A 17,527-nucleotide genomic window follows, 5' to 3' on the forward strand; every position below is an offset into this window, starting at 1 on the left:
CGCTTTTTGTTTGGCCGCCGGCCGGGGCCCCGCGGGCCCTTGGCTCAGTCTTCCCGCCGCAGATGCGGGAACAGGATCACGTCGCGGATGTTCGGGCTGTCGGTCAGCAGCATCACCAGGCGGTCGATGCCGATGCCGCAGCCGCCCGTCGGGGGCATGCCATATTCCAGCGCGCGGATGTAGTCGGCGTCGAAATACATCGCCTCTTCGTCGCCGGCATCCTTCTGCTCGACCTGCTTGCGGAAGCGCTCGGCCTGGTCCTCGGCATCGTTGAGCTCCGAGAAGCCGTTGGCGATCTCGCGGCCGGTAATGAACAGCTCGAAACGCTCGGTGATGCCAGGCACCGTATCGGAGGCCCGCGCCAGCGGCGATACCTCGACCGGATAGTCGACGATGAAGGTCGGCTCCCACAGCTGGCTCTCGGCGGTCTCCTCGAACAGCACCAGTTGCAGCGTGCCCAGGCCCGCGTTCAGGAATTGCGGCGCGCTGGTGTTGACGCCGAACTTCTTCAGCTCCGCGCGCAGGAAGTCGGCATCGGTCAGCTGCGCATCGGTGTATTGGGGCGCGTACTTCTGGATCGCCTGCGTGATGGTCAGCCGGTGGAAGGGCTTGCCCAGGTCCAGCTCGCGGCCCTGATAGGTCAGCGTCGCGCTGCCGCGCGCGTCGATCGCCGCCTTGCGGATCAGGTCCTCGGTGAAGTCCATCAGCCACCGGTAGTCGGTATAGGCCGCGTAGAACTCCATCATCGTGAACTCGGGGTTGTGGCGCGGGCTGACCCCCTCGTTGCGGAAATTGCGGTTGATCTCGAACACGCGCTCGAAGCCGCCGACGATCAGCCGCTTCAGATAGAGCTCGGGCGCAATGCGCAGGAACATCTGCATGTCCAGCGCATTGTGGTGCGTGATGAAGGGCTTGGCCGCGGCGCCGCCGGGAATCGGATGCAGCATCGGCGTTTCGACTTCCATGAAGCCGGCCTCGGCCATATGGCGGCGCAGCGACGAGATTGCCTCGGTGCGGGCGCGGAACGTTGCGCGCGTCTCCGGCGAGACGATCAGGTCGACATAGCGCTGGCGGTACTTCATTTCCTGGTCGGCCAGGCCGTGGAACTTGTCCGGCAGCGGGCGCAGCGACTTCGACAGCAGGCGCAGCTCCTGCACCTGCACCGACAGTTCGCCCTTGTTGGTGCGGAACAGCAGCCCGCGCGCGCTGACGATGTCGCCCAGGTCCCAGTGCTTGAACTGCGCGTAGACCTCTTCGCCGACCTTGTCGCGCGTGATGTAGAACTGGATCTGGCCGCTGCCGTCCTGCACCGTGGCGAAGCTGGCCTTGCCCATCACGCGCTTGAGCATCATGCGGCCGGCCACCGCGACCTCGACCGGATTGGCCTCGAGCGCGGCCTGGTCGGCCTCGCCGTACTGCGCGTGCAGGCCGGCGGCCTGGTGGGTCGGGCGGAAGTCGTTGGGGAAGGCGACGCCTTGCTGACGCAGCGCCTGCAGCTTCTCGCGCCGTTCGGCAATGATCTTGTTTTCGTCGACGGCGGGGGCCTGCTCGGCAGGCGCGCGGGTGGGTTCGGTCATGATGTCGTCAAAGGGCGGGGCACGAGGGCCGCGCGGGAAAGTCAGGTATTGCGGATATCGTCGAGTTCGGTGCTGCCGAAGTCGGCGCGCTGCAGATAGGCCGCGATGCGGGCGGCGGCCTCGTCGGGGCTGGTCAGCTGCGCGTTGGCCTTCAGCGAGCGGAAGCGTTCGACCTGAGCGAAGTCGGCCTCGCGGATCGCGGCCTGCATGCCGGTATCGACCACGCCCGGCGCCAGCGCCACCGCGCGCACGCCACGCTCGGCCGGCACCGATGCGTATTCGGCATTGACCGAGCGCACGAACATGTCGAGCGCGGCCTTGCCGGCGCAGTAGGCGCTCCAGCCCTCGATCGGGCGGCGCGCGGCGCCGGACGAGATCGCCAGCACCTTGCGCGGGCAGCCGAAGCGCTCGCTGCGCGCCAGGAAGGCCGCGGTCATCGTCATCGGCGACACCAGATTGGTCATCAGGTGCGGCACCACCGTCGCCTCCTGCAGCTCGGCGATCGGCGCGATCGGCTCGATCACGCCGGCGTTCAGCACCAGCGTCGCGCTGGCGGGGGCATCGACGCTGTCGAGCACGCTCGCCAGCCAGCTTGCCGCCTGCGCGGGCTTGGACAGGTCCTGCAGGTGCCAGGCGATCGGCACGCCGCTGGCCTGCGCGGCCTGCTCCAGTTCGGCGTTGCGGCTGCGCGCCACGCACACCAGCCGGTTGCCCGGCACCAGCAGCGCGCGCACCAGCGCCGCGCCCAGCCCGCGCGAGGCGCCGGTGACGATGATCAGATGCGAAGCGTCAGTCGATGCGGCTGTGGTCATGGATGTCGCCCTGGCGGAGAGAGGTCGGAACCCGCGGCACGGCCGCGCCGCGGGAGGGGTGGCGCGAGCGGGCGCCGGTCCTGCTGGTGCTGCAACGCTCGGCCTGCGCTTACAGGCCCTGTTTCAGGCTCGCCTCGATGAAGTTGTCCAGGTCGCCGTCCAGCACCTTCTGCGTGTTGGACATTTCGACGTTGGTGCGCAGGTCCTTGATGCGGCTCTGGTCCAGCACGTACGAGCGGATCTGGTGGCCCCAGCCCACATCGGTCTTGGTCGATTCGAGCTTGTCGGCCTCGGCCTGGCGCTTGCGCATCTCGTGTTCGTACAGGCGCGACTTCAGCATCGACATCGCCTCGGCGCGGTTGCGGTGCTGCGAGCGGTCGTTCTGGCACTGCACGACGATGCCGGTCGGGATATGCGTGATCCGCACCGCCGAATCGGTCTTGTTGATGTGCTGGCCGCCCGCGCCGGAAGCGCGATAGGTATCGACGCGCAGGTCCGCCGGATTGATCTCGACCTCGAACGAGTCGTCGACCTCCGGATAGACGAACACCGACGAGAACGAGGTGTGCCGGCCGCCCGACGAATCGAACGGCGACTTGCGCACCAGCCGGTGCACGCCGGTCTCGGTACGCAGATAGCCGAACGCGTATTCGCCCTCGACCTTGATCGTGGCGCTCTTGATGCCGGCGACGTCGCCCTCGGATTCTTCCAGCACTTCGGCCTTGAAGCCCTTGCGCTCGCAGTACTTCAGGTACTGGCGCAGCAGCATCGAGGCCCAGTCGCACGCCTCGGTACCGCCGGCGCCGGCCTGGATGTCGATGAAGGCATTGGCCTGATCGAGTTCGCCGGAGAACATGCGGCGGAACTCCATGTCGGCGACGGTCGCCTCGAAGCCCTTGACGTCCTCTTCGATCGACACCAGCGTGTCGTCGTCGCCCTCTTCACGCGCGAGCTCGAACAGCTCCTGCGCGCTTTCCAGATCCTCGCTCAGCTTGCCCAGTACCTGGACCACGCCTTCGAGCATCTTCTTTTCCTTGCCGAGATCCTGGGCCCGCTTCGGGTTGTTCCAGACCTCGGGGTCCTCCAGTTCGCCGTTGACTTCGGCCAGACGTCCTACCTTGACGTCGTAGTCAAAGATACCCCCGTAGATCTTCCGTCCGGGAACGGAGATCGGAGATGGCGCCGGAGATGGCGTTGAGGCGTTCTGCTTCCATGGTGTTCTTGCGCTTTGAAAACCGTGAATTATAGCGGAACGGGGAGGCATTCCCCGGGCAATGACGGATAATGCGCCGCGCGGAAGGCCGCGCATGGCGCCCGCCGCCGGCGCGCTCGCCGGGGCCTGCGAAGGCCGTTTCCCGAGGGCGCGCCGAACTGTGGCCGTGACCGATGGTCTACAGTTGCGGGTGCGTCAACCGTTACATCGGTGGCGCCGCTTCCGTTTTTATCCGCCGTTCCAGTCCGCCGTTGCGCCAGCCGAGGCCGTAGATCGAGGCCCTCGATATTGCCGCGGGCGCCAGAATTCCGATGCAGCCATGACGATGCCAGCCACCTCGACCTTCCCGGCCGCGACCGCCACCAACGACCCCGCCATCGGCCGCCGGCGCGCCATCGCCGCGCTGGCCGCCACGATGCTGGCGACGCTGGCCGGCTGCGGCACGGTGGGCGAGGGCGGCCCCGCGCCGGACGGCTTCTACCGCGTCCGTTCCGGCGACACGCTGTATTCGATCGCGCGCCGCCATCGCCGCTCGGTGCGCGATCTGGTGCGCTGGAACGCGTTGCCGAGCGCGGACCGCATCGAGGTCGGCCAGCTGATTCGCGTGCGGCCTGCCGCCGGCGCCGCGGCGGCGGCGAGCAACGCCAGCGGCCCGACTACGGTCGAGGACACGCCGCGTGCCGCGGCGCCGTCGAGCCGGCCGCCGTCCAGCCGCATCGCGCTGCAATGGCCGGCGGACGGCACGGTCACGCACGGCTATGCGCCGCCGTCGAGCAAGGGACTGCGCATCGCGGTGCCGGCCAACGGCACCGTACGGGCGGCCGCGGCCGGCTGGGCGATCCACGTCGGCGCGCTGCGTGGCTACGGCACGCTGGTGATCGTCAAGCACAACGACGACTGGCTGACCGTCTACGGCAACCTGGATCAGCCGATGGTCAAGGAAGGCGCCCACGTCGACGCGGGCCAGGTGGTGGGCCGCATGGGTGCCGCGGCCAGCGAGCTGCATTTCGAGGTGCGCGGCAACGGCAAGCCGGTCGATCCGGCCAGCATGCTGCCTGCGCGGGGATAAGCGGCCGGTCTTGTCGTCCCCGCGCGGGCAGGGATCCAGCGACTGCAAACCTGGCCGCACAAGCCGCTGGACCCCGCCTGCGCGGGGGCGACAACGAGAGACGTTCCTTGCTACTGCGCGTGCTCGATCACCATCTGCACGCGCGTGACGCCGTTGAACGTGTTGTTGTCGAGCCGGTAGGCGACCATCGCGCTGGCGCCGAGCGTGTCGGCGTGGTTGAACCAGATCGCGTCGAACTGGCGCTTGCCGCGCCCCAGCTGCAGCTTCAGATGCTTGCCCTTGAGCACGGTCTGGCGCAGCACGTCGAATTCCCCGCAGAAGGTCGGCGGCGGAAAGCCCTGGCCCCATACCTGCTGCTCCAGCAGCGAGACGAAGGCCGGATCGAAGCAGTGGTCCTCGATCTCGCCGTCGGTCTCGATCACGCGGGCCAGGTGATCGTCGGTCAGCCATTCGCGGCCGATTCCCTCGAACGCGTCCATGAAGCGCTCGAAATCGCCGGCGCGCAGCGTCAGGCCGGCCGCCATCGCATGGCCGCCGAACTTCACGAGCAGACCGGGATGGCGCTTGGAGACCAGGTCGAGCGCATCGCGCAGATGAAAGCCCGGAATCGAGCGGCCCGAGCCCTTGATCGTGGCCTCGTCGCCCGGCGCGAAGGTGATCGTCGGCCGATGGAATTTCTCCTTCAGGCGCGACGCCACGATGCCGATCACGCCCTGGTGCCAGGTGTCGTTGAACACGCTGACGGTAAAGCGCGACGACGGATCGAGCCCGTCCAGCGGACGCTCGAGGATCTGCAGCGCTTCCTGCTGCATGCCCGCCTCGATGTCGCGCCGCTCGCGGTTCATCGCATCGAGCTGCTGCGCGATCTCCCAGGCGCGCTCCGCGTCGTCGCTGAGCAGGCATTCGATGCCGAGCGACATGTCGGCCAGCCGTCCCGCGGCGTTCAGCCGCGGCCCCAGGCCGAAGCCGAGATCGAAGGTGGTGGCGCGGCTGGCCTCGCGTCCGGCCGCGCGGAACAGCGCGGCCACGCCCGCATGCATGCGGCCCGCCCGCATGCGCTTCAGGCCCTGCGCGACCAGGATGCGGTTGTTGGTGTCTAGCTTGACCACGTCGGCCACGGTGCCCAGCGCGACCAGATCGAGCAGCGTATCCAGCCGCGGCTGGCTGGCCGGCGTGAACACGCCGCGCTGGCGCAGTTCGGCGCGCAGCGCCAGCAGCACGTAGAACATCACGCCGACGCCTGCCAGGTTCTTGCTGGGGAAGCCGCAGCCCGGCTGGTTCGGATTGACGATCACCGCCGCGTCGGGCAACTGGTCGCCCGGCAGATGGTGGTCGGTGACGACCACGTCGATGCCGCGCGCATTGGCCGCGGCCACGCCATCGACGCTCGCGATGCCGTTGTCGACGGTGACGATCACGTCCGGATTGCGTTGCGCCGCCAGCGCGACGATCTCCGGCGTCAGGCCGTAGCCGTACTCGAAGCGGTTCGGCACGATGTAGTCGACCTGCGCGCCCAGCATGCGCAGCCCGCGCACGCCGACCGCGCAGGCGGTGGCGCCATCGCAGTCGTAATCGGCGACGATCAGCAGCCGGCGGCGGGCCGCGATCGCGTCGGCCAGGTAGACCGCGGCGCGGTCGATGCCCTTCATCGCCTGCGGGGCCATCAGCTCGGGCAGATCGGTGGCCAGCTCGCGCGCATGGGTGACGCCGCGCGCCGACAGGATGCGCGCCAGCGTCGGATGCAGGCCCAGCGCGGCGAGGGCGCTGGCGTGGTCGGGCTGGTGGGGGCGGATCGCGATGCGGGTCATGGGGTCGGAACGATAGCGGAGCAGGGGCCGGGGCGGCGGCCAGGCGAGCAAGACGGGTGGAACGGGCGCGTTGGCATCGGCATGGTCGTGCTCATGCGCTCATGCCGCCAGCGCCAGATCGGACAGCAGCGCGCGCCAGTCGCCGCGCATCCCCAGGCCGCGCCAGAACTTGCGCAGATCGCCGCGGCGCACGGTGAATTCGGCGTGATGGTCGTCGCCGCCGAGCACCAGCGTCAGCGCCTGCAGCCGGCCCGCTTCGAGCGCGGCCAGCGCCGGCGCGAACCAGTCGGCCTCGAGCGCATGCAGCCGCTCGATCCAGCTGCCCCAGTCCTCGGCGATATAGGCCGAGACGCAGGCATCGAGCAGCGCCATGGCGCTGCCCCCGGCCTGCAGGGAATCCAGCGATTCAAGCGATGCCAGCGAGGACGGCAACGGCCGGCATGCGGCGCCGCCCGCCAGCGCCAGCCCGCGCAGCAGCGGATCGTCGGCCAGCACCGTATCGGCCAGCCGCGGCACCGGCCGCAGCGCGCCGCCGCCATGCAGCCAGACCGAGTTGACGGGCAGCGCGCCGTTGGCCTCGCGCGCCTGGTTGACCGGATGGTCGAACCAGGTCATCTGGATCTCGTTCTGCAGCCGGCGCCAGTCGCGCTCGCGCGGGCCGGACTGCATCCAGACGTCGATATTGCGGCCGGCGGCGCGCAGCGGCGGGGTAGCGTCCAGCGGGCCGAACACCGCTTCGGGCAGGTACCAGCGGCCGGGGTGGGGCGCATCCAGCGCGATGCCCGAATCGTCCAGCAGCGGCGCGATGGCCTCGCGCAGCGCGGCCGATTCGGCGGCGTCCAGCGTCAGCAGCGCCGGGTCCATCAGCACCAGATGATCGCGCGCGGCATGGATATGGACCGGCTGCAGGCAGACCCAGGAACCCTCGTCACGGCCCGCCGCGGCGGCGCCATGGTCGGCCAGCCGCATGTAAGGGGCGGTGGGCACGCGCGCGGTGTCCAGGCCTGCGCGCGCGGCGAGCCAGCGCTCGTGCGGCAGCGAGCGCAGCGCGGTCGGGTCGTAGCCCGGACCGTGGCGCTCGCGCGCGGTGGCGCCGGCGCGCGTCAGCAACTTTCCCAGCGCCGGCAACTCCAACTGGCGCAGCAGCGCGCCGGCAATGCCGCCACCGGCGCCGTTCGGTTCGTCCAGGCCCTCGGTATCCGCGCCGGGCGGGACCGAAAAGGGCACAATCAGGGTCAGGTGCGTCGTCATGGTTGGCGAGATTGTAAACTCGCGGCTGGCCGGCGCGTCCCGATTCACCGGATTCGCGCAGGATTTGCGCAGGATTTGCGCGGCGTCCGCGGGCGCCGCGGAGGCGATGGCGGCCCGGCAGGGCCCTTCGCGCATTGGCAACGAACACAGGAACCGTCTTGAACTTTCCCTACGAGTGGCAGATTGGCTGGCGCTATACCCGCGCCAGCAAACGCGCCAGCCGCAATACCTTCATCTCGTTCATCTCGATGATCTCGATGCTCGGCATCGCCCTCGGCGTGGCGGCGCTGATCGTCGTGCTGTCGGTGATGAACGGCTTCCAGAAGGAGGTCCGCGACCGCATGCTGTCGGTGCTGGCGCATATCGAGGTGATCGGCCCGTCCACGCTGCCCGACTGGCGCCGCACCGCCGCCGAGGCGATGCGCAACAAGGAGGTCGTCGGCGCCGCGCCCTATGTCGCCGCGCAGGCGATGCTGACGCGCGACGACATCGTGCGCGGCGTGCTGCTGCGCGGCGTCGACCCGGCCGAGGAGCCCAAGGTCTCGGACATCGGCAAGCAGTTCAAGGCCGGCAGCCTGAACGAGCTGCAGCCCGGCGGCTTCGGCATCGTGCTCGGCGGCGAGCTGGCGGCGGCGATGGGCGTGCGCGTCGGCGACAAGGTCACGCTGGTGGCGCCGCAGGGCACCATCACGCCGGCCGGCGTGCTGCCCCGGCTCAAGCAGTTCACCGTGGTCGGCGTGTATTCGTCGGGCCATTACGAGTTCGACAGCGCGCTGGCGCTGATCGACATCCAGGACGCGCAGACGCTGTTCCGGCTCGACGGTCCCAACGGCCTGCGGCTGAGGCTGGCCGACATGCAGCGCGCGCCGCAGGTCGCCGATGCGCTGGCCGGCACGCTGTCCGGCGAGCTCTATCTGCGCGACTGGTCCAAGCAGAACCGCAACTGGTTCGCCGCGGTGCAGACCGAGAAACGGATGATGTTCATCATCCTGACACTGATCATCGCGGTGGCGGCCTTCAACCTGGTGTCGACGCTGGTGATGACCGTCACCGACAAGCAGGCCGATATCGCGATCCTGCGCACGATGGGCGCGCAGCCCGGCTCGATCATGCGCATCTTCATCGTGCAGGGCGTGGCGATCGGCTTCATCGGCACCGTGCTCGGCGTGCTCGGCGGCACGCTGATCGCGACCAATATCGACGTGATCGTGCCCTTCATCGAGCGGATCCTGCAGGTCCAGTTCCTGCCCCGCGACATCTATTTCATCAGCGAATTGCCCTCGGACCCGCGCGTGAACGACATCGCCACCATCGGCACCATTTCCTTCGTGCTGGCCATCCTGGCCACGCTCTATCCCAGCTGGCGCGCCGCCCGCGTGAACCCCGCGGAGGCGCTGCGCTATGAGTGAGGCCATGCTGAACCGCACCGCTTCCCCCGACGCCTGGCCCGAGGCCGCGCCGGCGGGCGCCACCGCCGCCTCGCAACCGATCCTGAGCGCGCAGGGCCTGTGCAAGCGTTTCCGCCAGGGCGGGCTCGACGTCGAGGTGCTGCGCGGCGTCGACCTGCGCGTCAATGCCGGCGAGAAGGTCGCCATTGTCGGCGCCTCGGGCTCCGGCAAAAGCACGCTGCTGCATGTGCTGGGCGGGCTCGACAATCCGGATTCGGGCAGCGTCGCGCTGCTCGGCAAGCCCTTCACCGATCTGCGCGAGACCGAGCGCAACCTCGTGCGCAACCGCTCGCTCGGCTTCGTCTACCAGTTCCACCATCTGCTGCCGGAGTTCACCGCGCTGGACAACGTCGCGATGCCGATGCGCATCCGCGGCCTGCGCCAGGGCGAGGCGCGCGAGGCGGCGCAGGCGATGCTGGCGCGCGTGGGCCTGGGCGAGCGCGCGAAGCACCGTCCGGGCGAGCTGTCGGGCGGCGAGCGGCAGCGCGTCGCGATCGCGCGCGCGCTGGTGGGGCAGCCCGCCTGCGTGCTGGCCGACGAGCCGACCGGCAACCTCGACGACCATACGGCCGGCGGCGTCTACGACCTGATGCTCGAGCTGTCGCGCACGCTGGGCACCAGCTTCGTGATCGTCACCCACGATCTCGATCTGGCCAATCGCTGCGACCGCGTGCTGCGGCTGCGCGACGGCCATTTGCATCGCGAACGCTGAGCGCGGCGCGCCGGAGTTCATCGCCGATGTGGATCGATACCCATTGCCACCTGGACGCGGCCGAGTTCGATGAGGACCGCGGCGCGGTGGTGACGGCCGCGGCCGCGGCCGGCGTCGGCGGCATCGTGCTGCCGGCGGTGGCGGTGTCGAACTTCGACGCGGTACGCGCGCTGGCGCATCGCCATCCGGCCTGCGTCTATGCGCTCGGCATCCATCCGCTGTGCACGCCCGGCGCGGGGCAGGCCGATCTCGACGCGCTGCGCAGCGAGGTCGAGATCGCCTTGTCCGACCCCCGCTTCGTCGGCATCGGCGAGATCGGCCTGGACTTCTTCGTGCCGGGCCTCGACGCGCAGCACCAGACCTGGCTCTATGTCGAGCAGCTGAAGATCGCGCGCGAGTTCGATCTGCCGGTGCTGCTGCATGTGCGCAAGTCGCAGGACCAGGTCGCCGCGCAACTGCGGCGCGTCGGCGTGCGGCGCGGCATCGCGCATGCGTTCAACGGCAGCGCGCAGCAGGCGCAGCGCTTCGTCGAGCAGGGCTTCAAGCTCGGCTTCGGCGGCAACGTGACGTTCAGCCGCGCGCGGCAGATCCGACGGCTGGCGGTGGAGCTGCCGCTGGACGCGCTGGTGCTGGAGACCGATGCGCCCGATATCGCGCCGGCCTGGCTGACCGACGACCAGTTCGGCGAGCAACGCAAGGTGCGCAACACGCCGGCCGAGGTCGCGGGCGTCGCGCGGGTGCTGGCCGAACTGCGCGGCATCGACGCGGACACCTTGGCCCAGGCGACCTGGCGCAATGCGGTCGAGGCGCTGCCCCGGCTGGCCGCCTTTGCCGCGACGATGGCACCGTCCTCCGCCGTGACGGACTGACAAGTTCCGGGCCGCCGCCCGGCGGTATAAACGCGGGCATCGTGATCCCTTGATTGGGGGGCGTGCATGTCTGCGGTGCGTGCGGTCGTTGCAGCCGCTATCGTCGTTTCGTTCTCTGCGGCGCCTGCTGTTCCGGCCATTGCCGCGGCCGCTGTTGCTGCGGCCGCTATTGCCGGGCCGCGATGCGCCTGACGCTGTGCGCCTTCGTCGCGGGCTGCTGGCTGGTGCAGCAATTGCCGGCACTGCCGCCAGCTTCGATCGGCGTGACCGCCGGTCTGGCCGCATTGGTGGTGGTGATCGCGCTGTCGCCGCTTGCCGGGCGTCCGGAGCCTTCCTCGAACGGCTTCCATGTCCGCTTGCTGGCCACTGTGCTGGCCGCGCTGATCGCCGGCGCGGCATGGTCCGTCTGGCGTGCCGAGCGTCGCCTGGCCGAGCGGCTTGCGGCGCAGTTCGAAGGCGTCACGCTGTCGCTGACGGGCGTGGTGTCGGGATTGCCGACCGGCAACGGCGAGAGCCTGCGTTTCGCGTTCACGGTCGACGGCGACAGGCCGGCCGGCTTGCCGCCGCTGCTGTCGCTCGGCTGGCAGCAGGCGCCGCCCGATCTGCTGCCCGGCACGCGGCTGGCGCTGACCGTACGGCTGAAGCGGCCACATGGTCTCGCCAATCCGCATGGTTTCGATTACGAATACTGGCTACTGCAGCGGGGCATCGGTGCGACGGGCTACGTGCTGGCGGCCCGCCCCGCAGCGCCGGTGGCCCTGCGGCCGGCCTGGCGCATCGCGCGCTGGCGCGCGCGGATCCGCTCGCGCATGCTGGCCGCGATGCCGGCCGAGGCGCCATTGGCTGGCGTGCTGGTGGCGCTGGCGATCGGCGACCAGAGCGGCATCGCCGCCGACCAATGGCGCTGGTTCACCCGCACTGGCATCGGCCATCTGGTCAGCATTTCGGGCCTGCATATCACGATGATTTCCGGGCTGGCCGGTGCGCTGGCGAGGGCGCTGTGGCGGTATTCGTTCGGCCTGGGCAGATGGCTGCGGCGGCCGCTGCCGTTGCGTTGTCCTGCGCAGCGGGCGGCGGCGCTGGTGGCGGTGGCGATGGCGCTGGCCTATGGGCTGCTGTCGGGAATGGAGGTGCCGGCGCAACGCACGGTGGCGATGGTGTCCGTTGCCGCGCTGGCGCTGTGGTGGCAGCGCCGGCCGCCCGCGTCGCTGGTGCTGGCCTGGGCTGCGGCGGTGGCGCTGGCCCTCGACCCCTGGGCGGTGCGGGCGGCGGGATTCTGGCTGTCGTTCGGCGCGGTCGCGGCGATCTTCGTGGCGGCGTCGCAGCGAACCGTGGCCGTGGCCGGCGGCGAGCCGTCGCGGCGCTCGGTCTGGCAGGCGCGCTGGCAAGGCCTGCGGCGGCATCTGGCCGAGTCGGTGCGCACGCAATGGGCCGTCACGATCGGACTGCTGCCGCCGACGCTGCTGTTGTTCCAGCAGGTGTCGGTGGTGTCGCCGCTGGCCAATGCGCTGGCGATTCCGCTCGTCAGCCTGTTGGTGACGCCGTTGGCGCTGGGCGCGGCGATGCTGGCGGCGTGGCCCGTGGACTGGCCGCTCGGCGGCGCCATCGCGCTGGTGGCCGCATGGCTGCTGACGCTGGCGCACCAGGCGATGGCATGGCTGGCGGCGGTGCTGGTGCGACTGGCGGCGCCGCACTGGGCCGTCTGGCAGGCCGCGCGGCCCGATACCGTCGAACTCGCCTTCGCGCTGCTCGGCACGGCGGTGCTGCTGGCCCCCCGTGCCTTCGGCTGGGGCTGGCGCGTGCATGGCCTGGTGCTGCTGATCCCGATGCTGTCGAGCGGCCGCGCGCCGCTGCCGGCCGCCGCCTTCCGCGCGACGGCGCTCGATGTCGGGCAGGGCGCGGCGGTGCTGATCGAGACCCGCGGCCATCGGCTGCTGTACGACGCCGGGCCGGCGTATGGCGCGACCAGCAATCCGGCCGATTCGCCACGGCCCAGCGCCGGCGAGCGCGTGGTGGTGCCGTTCCTGCGCGCGGTTGGCATTCACTCGCTCGATGCGCTGGTGATCAGTCACGAGGACGCCGATCATGCCGGCGGCGCGCGCGACGTGATGGCGGCGCTGCCGGTCCGGCGCCTGTGGGCGTCGCTGCCGCGTGGCCATCCGCTATGGCGGTTGCAGGCCGGGAGCGGGCCGGATGCCGGTGCGGTGTGTGCGGCCGGTATCGCGTGGCAATGGGACGGCGTGCGTTTCGAGCTGCTGCATCCGTTGCCGGGGCAGGGCGACGACGCGGCGATCGGCAGCAATGCGCGCAGCTGCGTGCTGCGGATCTCGAGCCCGTACGCCGCGATGCTGCTGACCGGCGATATCGACCGCGCCGCCGAACTGGCAATGGTCGCTCGCCTGCCGCCCGATGCGCTGCGTGCCGACCTGCTGCTGGGGCCGCACCATGGCAGCCGCACGTCGTCCAGCGACGAATGGCTCGACGCGGTGCGGCCCGTTGCGGCGGTGTTCCAGCTCGGCTATCGCAACCGCTACCGGCATCCGCATGCGCAGGTATGGGCGCGCTATGGCCGCCGCGGGATCGCGCGCTATCGCAGCGATCGCACCGGCGCCGTCGAAGTCGTCGCGAATCGGGACGGCATTGCGATCGCGTCGTTCCGGCAGCAGGCGCGGCGCTACTGGCGGCCGGCCCAGGATGCGCCGGAATGAACGAGTACGGGTTACCGCTTGGCCGCGCGGCGGGCGGCCGGGCTCGCCGCACGCTTGGTCGCGGGCGTAGTCACTCGCTTCGACGCACCTTTTGCCGCCGGCCCCGCGCTGCGGCGCGCCTTGCCGCGCGGCAGCGGCTCGATCGCATGGCTGGGCTCGGCGCTGGCGATGCGGCGCTCGCGCAGATGCGCCTTCGCGCGTTGCAAGCGGCCCGCCATCGTGTCGGCCCGTGCCAGCGCGACGCCCGCGGCGAGCACATCGCCGAGCACCAGATGGCTGATGCGCGAGGTCATCGGCGTATAGACCTCGCTGTCCTCTTCCACATCGGAGAACACGCAGACGTCGGCCAGCGCGGCCAGCGGCGAGCCGCTGTGCGTCAGCGCCAGCACGCTGGCGCCCGCGCCGCGCGCCAGCGTGGCCGCGGTCAGCATGTCCCAGGTGCGGCCGCTGTTGGACACCAGCACCGCGACGTCGCCCGGCGCCAGCAGCGCGGCGGACATGCTGAACACATGCGGATCGGAGTACGCGACGGTCGGCATGCCGAGACGGAAGAACTTGTGCTGGATGTCGAGGGCGACGATGCCGGAGTTGCCGCAGCCGTAGAACTCGATGCGGCGCGCGCCGGCCAGCAGCGCGATGCCGTGCTCGATCTGATCGGCCGACAACGCATTGCGCACCGACATCAATGTCGCGATGGTGCGGTCGAACACCTTGCCGGCGATATCGGCCGGCCGGTCCTGCGGATTGACGTCCTGGTGCACGAAAGGCGTGCCGGCGCCGACGGTCTGCGCGAACTGCAGCTTGAACTCGCGAAAGCCGTCGTAGCCGAGCGCCGCGCAAAAGCGTGCAATGGTCGGCTGCGACACGCCGGCAAGGCGAGCGAGCTCCGGCATCGACAGCCGGATCACGCTGGCGCCGTGGCGCGCGACGTAGTCGGCGAGGCGGCGTTCGGAGGGGCGAAGGGAGTCGTAGACGGCGAGGATGCGGTCACGCATGAGGGCGGCAAGAGTCGGATTGGATCGGGATTTGTAGAGATTCTACTTGGCCGGCCGAATGATCGGGTGGAACGCCGTGCGCCGCAGTCGGGAATAACCCTGATGCCGAACGATGGAAAGCTCGATTTCACTGGGTTTTTTCGCTGTTTGGGATGGGGCGGTGCGACACGAGGCTTCTGGAATGGCGCCGTCTTCCGGTAGAATGTAGAAATTCTACACAAATCGACCCTGCCGGGATCCGCCGATATCCCGTTGATCGAACCGCCCGATCCCCCGTTCGCCTCTTCATATCGAATGCCACAGACTCTCGATTCCGCCGTGCGCGACGTCACCGCGCGCATCGTCGAACGTAGCCGCGCCAGCCGCAGCGCCTACCTGGAGCGCTGCGCCCGCGCGCAACGCGAACTGGGCCCGGCACAGGGCTTGTCCTGCGCCAACCTGGCTCATGGCTACGCCGCGCTGCCGGCCGCCGACAAGCTGAAGCTGCGCGTGGAACATGCGCTGAATCTCGGCATCGTCACCGCGTACAACGACATGCTGTCCGCGCACCAGCCCTATGAGCGCTATCCCGCGCTGATCCGCGCGGCGGCGCGTGAAGTGGGCGCGGTGGCGCAGGTCGCCGGCGGCGTGCCGGCGATGTGCGACGGCATCACGCAGGGCAATCCCGGCATGGAGCTTTCGCTGTTCTCACGCGATGCGATCGCGATGGGCGCCGCGATCGCGCTGTCGCACAACACCTTCGATGCGGTGGTGATGCTCGGCGTCTGCGACAAGATCGTCCCGGGGCTGGTGATGGGCGCGCTGCAGTTCGGCCATTTGCCGGTGGTGATGGTGCCGGCCGGACCGATGGCCAGCGGCCTGCCCAACAAGGAGAAGGCGCGCGTGCGGCAGCTGTATGCCACCGGCCAGGTCGGCCGCGACGCGCTGCTCGAGGCCGAGTGCCAGGCCTATCACGGCGCCGGCACCTGCACGTTCTATGGCACCGCCAACAGCAACCAGCTGCTGATGGAAATCATGGGCCTGCATCTGCCGGGCGCGGCGTTCGTGCCGCCGGAGGGCGGCCTGCGCGATGCGCTGACGGCCGCCGCGGCGCAGCGCGCGCTGGCACTGTCGGCACGCGGCGATGGCTATCTGCCGATCTGCCGCATCGTCGACGAACGCGCGGTCGTCAACGGCATCGTCGGACTGCTGGCGACCGGCGGCTCGACCAACCACACGATCCATCTGGTGGCGATGGCGCGTGCGGCCGGCATCGTGATCGACTGGGACGACTTCGACCGGCTGTCGCGCGTGACGCCGCTGCTGGCGCGCGTCTATCCGAACGGCGCCGCCGACGTCAATCATTTCCATGCGGCCGGCGGCGTCGGCTTCGTCATTCGGCAACTGCTCGATGCCGGGCTGCTGCACGAGGACGTCGAGACCGTGGCCGGCCCGGGACTGGCGCGTTATGCGCGGGAGCCGGTACTGCACGACGGCGCGTTGCAGTGGCGCGAAGCCCCGGCGCAAAGCGGCGACGCGCAGGTGCTCGCGCCGATCGACAAGCCGTTCGATCCCGAAGGCGGATTGCGCTTGATGTCCGGCAACCTGGGCCGCGGCGTGATCAAGGTGTCGGCGGTCGCGCCCGAGCACCGGATCGTCGAGGCGCCGGCGCGCGTGTTCGAATCGCAGCAGGCGTTGCAGGACGCGTTCGCGCGCGGCGAGCTCGACCGCGACGTCATCGTCGTGGTGCGCTTCCAGGGGCCGAACGCCAACGGCATGCCGGAGCTGCACCGGCTGACGCCGCCGCTGGGCGCGCTGCAGGACGCCGGCCATCGCGTCGCGCTGGTCACCGACGGCCGCATGTCGGGTGCCTCCGGCAAGGTGCCGGCGGTGATCCACGTCGGCCCCGAGGCCAGCGCGGGCGGTCCGCTGGCGCGCGTGCGCGATGGCGACCTGCTGCGCGTCGATGCGGTCGCCGGCACGCTGGCGTGGCTCGGCGATCCGGCAGAGCTCGCGGCGCGCGCGCCTGCTGCACCGCCGCAGGACGCGTTCGCCGACTACAGCCTGGGCCGCGGCCTGTTCGGCCTGTTCCGCCGCCACGCGCGCGGCGCCGAGCAGGGCGGCAGCGCGCTGGACCTCAGCGAGGCCGATGCGATGGCGGCGCCGCGCGCACTATAGTCGTGCTGTAGTCGTGCTGTAGGGCGTACTTGCGGCAGCCGCTATCCGGAACCCGCTATCCGCTATCCGCTGGGCGATATCCGATACCGAATCAATCCCGAAGTCGGCCGGACCTGGCGTCCGGCCTCGACCGCCCGCATGCGAACTCGCCGGCGCGCGGTCAGACCAACAAGGACGGCACCGACCGTCCGATCCTGATCGATGGAGCAGACATGATCTATATCCTGATGGGCGTCTCCGGCAGCGGCAAGACCACGGTCGGCTCGCTGCTGGCGCAGGCGCTGCATTGCGGCTTCCATGATGCCGACGAATTCCACAGCGCCGCCAACAAGGCCAAGATGGCCGCGGGCATTCCGCTGACCGACGAGGACCGCTGGCCCTGGCTGGACGCGATGCGCGCGGCCATCGACCAGGCCCGCGCCGAGGGCCGCCCCCACGTCTTCACCTGCTCCGCGCTGCGCCAGATCTATCGCGACCGGCTGACGCCGCCCGACGGCGGGGTCAGCTTCATCTACCTGAAGGGCGATATCGACGTGCTGCGCACCCGCCTGGCCGGCCGCAGCGGGCATTTCTTCGACCCCAAGCTGCTGCAGAGCCAGCTCGATACGCTGGAGGAGCCGCGCGACGCGCTGGTGCTCGATATCCGCAAGCCGCCCGAGGAGCTGGTGCGCCAGATCCTGGCGGAGCGTCCGCCAGTCCGCGGCGGCCAGCCCGTGCACTGAAATGGTGTGCCGGGGCGGCCTGTTCCCGCGCCGCTCCGCGCCATTCCGTGACGTTTCCCGCCCCTGCGCGTCTTTCCGCCCCGTTTGCGCAACCTTTCCACTGGCAGACATCTTGCTTGAATGTCTGCCAAGGCACCTGACTTCCTTCTCGGGGGCAGCGGCCGGACGTATGCTGTAGGAGTCAAC

General features: G+C 70.0%; 13 protein-coding genes. 7 read left to right on the forward strand and 6 right to left on the reverse strand.

All coding sequences use genetic code 11. The features are described from left to right. Positions 1–44: 44 nt before the first annotated feature. From lysS to prfB, 3 genes are all read right to left on the reverse strand, one after another. Positions 45–1,577, reverse strand: a complete 1,533-nt coding sequence (lysS, locus tag LRR16_RS22270) for a lysine--tRNA ligase (RefSeq protein ID WP_232207135.1) — start codon at positions 1,575–1,577, stop codon at positions 45–47. Between the two features lie 41 nt (positions 1,578–1,618). Beyond that, entirely contained in the window at positions 1,619–2,389 is a 771-nt protein-coding gene (locus LRR16_RS22275; protein ID WP_232207136.1) for an SDR family oxidoreductase, read from the reverse strand. Positions 2,390–2,498: 109 nt separating this feature from the next. Then, positions 2,499–3,603 (reverse strand): peptide chain release factor 2 gene (gene prfB, locus LRR16_RS22280; protein WP_157071931.1). Its coding sequence is split into 2 segments (ribosomal slippage): positions 2,499–3,521 and positions 3,523–3,603, totalling 1,104 coding nucleotides; the frame shifts between segments, so codons are not numbered across the junction. 324 nt (positions 3,604–3,927) lie between these two features. Here prfB and LRR16_RS22285 point away from each other — a divergent pair. Then, a complete protein-coding gene (locus tag LRR16_RS22285) occupies positions 3,928–4,671 on the forward strand; it encodes a M23 family metallopeptidase (protein WP_232207157.1) in 744 nt (247 codons plus the stop codon). Positions 4,672–4,781: 110 nt separating this feature from the next. Here the strand turns inward: LRR16_RS22285 and recJ are convergent, their stop codons facing one another. Both recJ and LRR16_RS22295 read right to left on the reverse strand, forming a co-directional pair. Then, positions 4,782–6,479, reverse strand: coding sequence for a single-stranded-DNA-specific exonuclease RecJ (gene recJ / locus LRR16_RS22290; protein ID WP_023264021.1), 1,698 nt, complete (start codon positions 6,477–6,479; stop codon positions 4,782–4,784). A 99-nt stretch (positions 6,480–6,578) separates the two neighbouring features. After that, the gene (locus LRR16_RS22295; RefSeq protein ID WP_232207137.1) at positions 6,579–7,730 is read right to left on the reverse strand and encodes a hypothetical protein; all 1,152 of its coding nucleotides are present in this window, start codon (positions 7,728–7,730) and stop codon (positions 6,579–6,581) included. Between the two features lie 158 nt (positions 7,731–7,888). Here LRR16_RS22295 and LRR16_RS22300 point away from each other — a divergent pair, with 158 nt between their 5' ends. The 4 genes from LRR16_RS22300 (at position 7,889) to LRR16_RS22315 (ending at position 13,467) form a co-directional block, all read left to right on the forward strand. Then, positions 7,889–9,139 (forward strand): lipoprotein-releasing ABC transporter permease subunit, encoded by a 1,251-nt coding sequence (locus LRR16_RS22300; protein ID WP_232207138.1) that lies wholly within the window; start codon positions 7,889–7,891, stop codon positions 9,137–9,139. Next, positions 9,132–9,890 (forward strand): lipoprotein-releasing ABC transporter ATP-binding protein LolD, encoded by a 759-nt coding sequence (gene lolD, locus LRR16_RS22305; protein ID WP_232207139.1) that lies wholly within the window; start codon positions 9,132–9,134, stop codon positions 9,888–9,890. Before LRR16_RS22300 ends, lolD begins: the two co-directional genes overlap by 8 nt. 26 nt (positions 9,891–9,916) lie before the next feature. Further along, a complete protein-coding gene (locus LRR16_RS22310) occupies positions 9,917–10,759 on the forward strand; it encodes a TatD family hydrolase (RefSeq protein ID WP_232207140.1) in 843 nt (280 codons plus the stop codon). A 182-nt stretch (positions 10,760–10,941) separates the two neighbouring features. After that, positions 10,942–13,467, forward strand: a complete 2,526-nt coding sequence (locus LRR16_RS22315) for a DNA internalization-related competence protein ComEC/Rec2 (protein WP_232207141.1) — start codon at positions 10,942–10,944, stop codon at positions 13,465–13,467. A gap of 11 nt (positions 13,468–13,478) precedes the next feature. Here LRR16_RS22315 and LRR16_RS22320 read toward each other — a convergent pair whose 3' ends face one another. Then, positions 13,479–14,462, reverse strand: coding sequence for a MurR/RpiR family transcriptional regulator (locus LRR16_RS22320; RefSeq protein WP_232207142.1), 984 nt, complete (start codon positions 14,460–14,462; stop codon positions 13,479–13,481). 294 nt (positions 14,463–14,756) lie between these two features. Between LRR16_RS22320 and edd the strand changes: the two genes are divergently transcribed. Together edd and LRR16_RS22330 are read left to right on the forward strand one after the other, a co-directional pair. Continuing rightward, positions 14,757–16,619 (forward strand): phosphogluconate dehydratase, encoded by a 1,863-nt coding sequence (edd, locus tag LRR16_RS22325; RefSeq protein WP_232207143.1) that lies wholly within the window; start codon positions 14,757–14,759, stop codon positions 16,617–16,619. Positions 16,620–16,831: 212 nt separating this feature from the next. Further along, entirely contained in the window at positions 16,832–17,341 is a 510-nt protein-coding gene (locus LRR16_RS22330) for a gluconokinase (RefSeq protein WP_064573197.1), read from the forward strand. Positions 17,342–17,527: the final 186 nt, after the last annotated feature.

The organism is Cupriavidus sp. UGS-1 (assembly GCF_021213615.1).
GTDB lineage: Bacteria > Pseudomonadota > Gammaproteobacteria > Burkholderiales > Burkholderiaceae > Cupriavidus.

Bases quoted from the DNA above. Each gene is read 5' to 3' on its own strand.
- lysS (WP_232207135.1), bottom strand. From the start codon at position 1,577: ATGACCGAACCCACCCGCGCGCCTGCCGAGCAGGCCCCCGCCGTCGAC.
- LRR16_RS22275 (WP_232207136.1), bottom strand. From the start codon at position 2,389: ATGACCACAGCCGCATCGACTGACGCTTCGCATCTGATCATCGTCACC.
- LRR16_RS22285 (WP_232207157.1), top strand. From the start codon at position 3,928: ATGCCAGCCACCTCGACCTTCCCGGCCGCGACCGCCACCAACGACCCC.
- recJ (WP_023264021.1), bottom strand. From the start codon at position 6,479: ATGACCCGCATCGCGATCCGCCCCCACCAGCCCGACCACGCCAGCGCC.
- LRR16_RS22295 (WP_232207137.1), bottom strand. From the start codon at position 7,730: ATGACGACGCACCTGACCCTGATTGTGCCCTTTTCGGTCCCGCCCGGC.
- lolD (WP_232207139.1), top strand. From the start codon at position 9,132: ATGAGTGAGGCCATGCTGAACCGCACCGCTTCCCCCGACGCCTGGCCC.
- LRR16_RS22310 (WP_232207140.1), top strand. From the start codon at position 9,917: ATGTGGATCGATACCCATTGCCACCTGGACGCGGCCGAGTTCGATGAG.
- LRR16_RS22315 (WP_232207141.1), top strand. From the start codon at position 10,942: ATGCGCCTGACGCTGTGCGCCTTCGTCGCGGGCTGCTGGCTGGTGCAG.
- LRR16_RS22320 (WP_232207142.1), bottom strand. From the start codon at position 14,462: ATGCGTGACCGCATCCTCGCCGTCTACGACTCCCTTCGCCCCTCCGAA.
- edd (WP_232207143.1), top strand. From the start codon at position 14,757: ATGCCACAGACTCTCGATTCCGCCGTGCGCGACGTCACCGCGCGCATC.
- LRR16_RS22330 (WP_064573197.1), top strand. From the start codon at position 16,832: ATGATCTATATCCTGATGGGCGTCTCCGGCAGCGGCAAGACCACGGTC.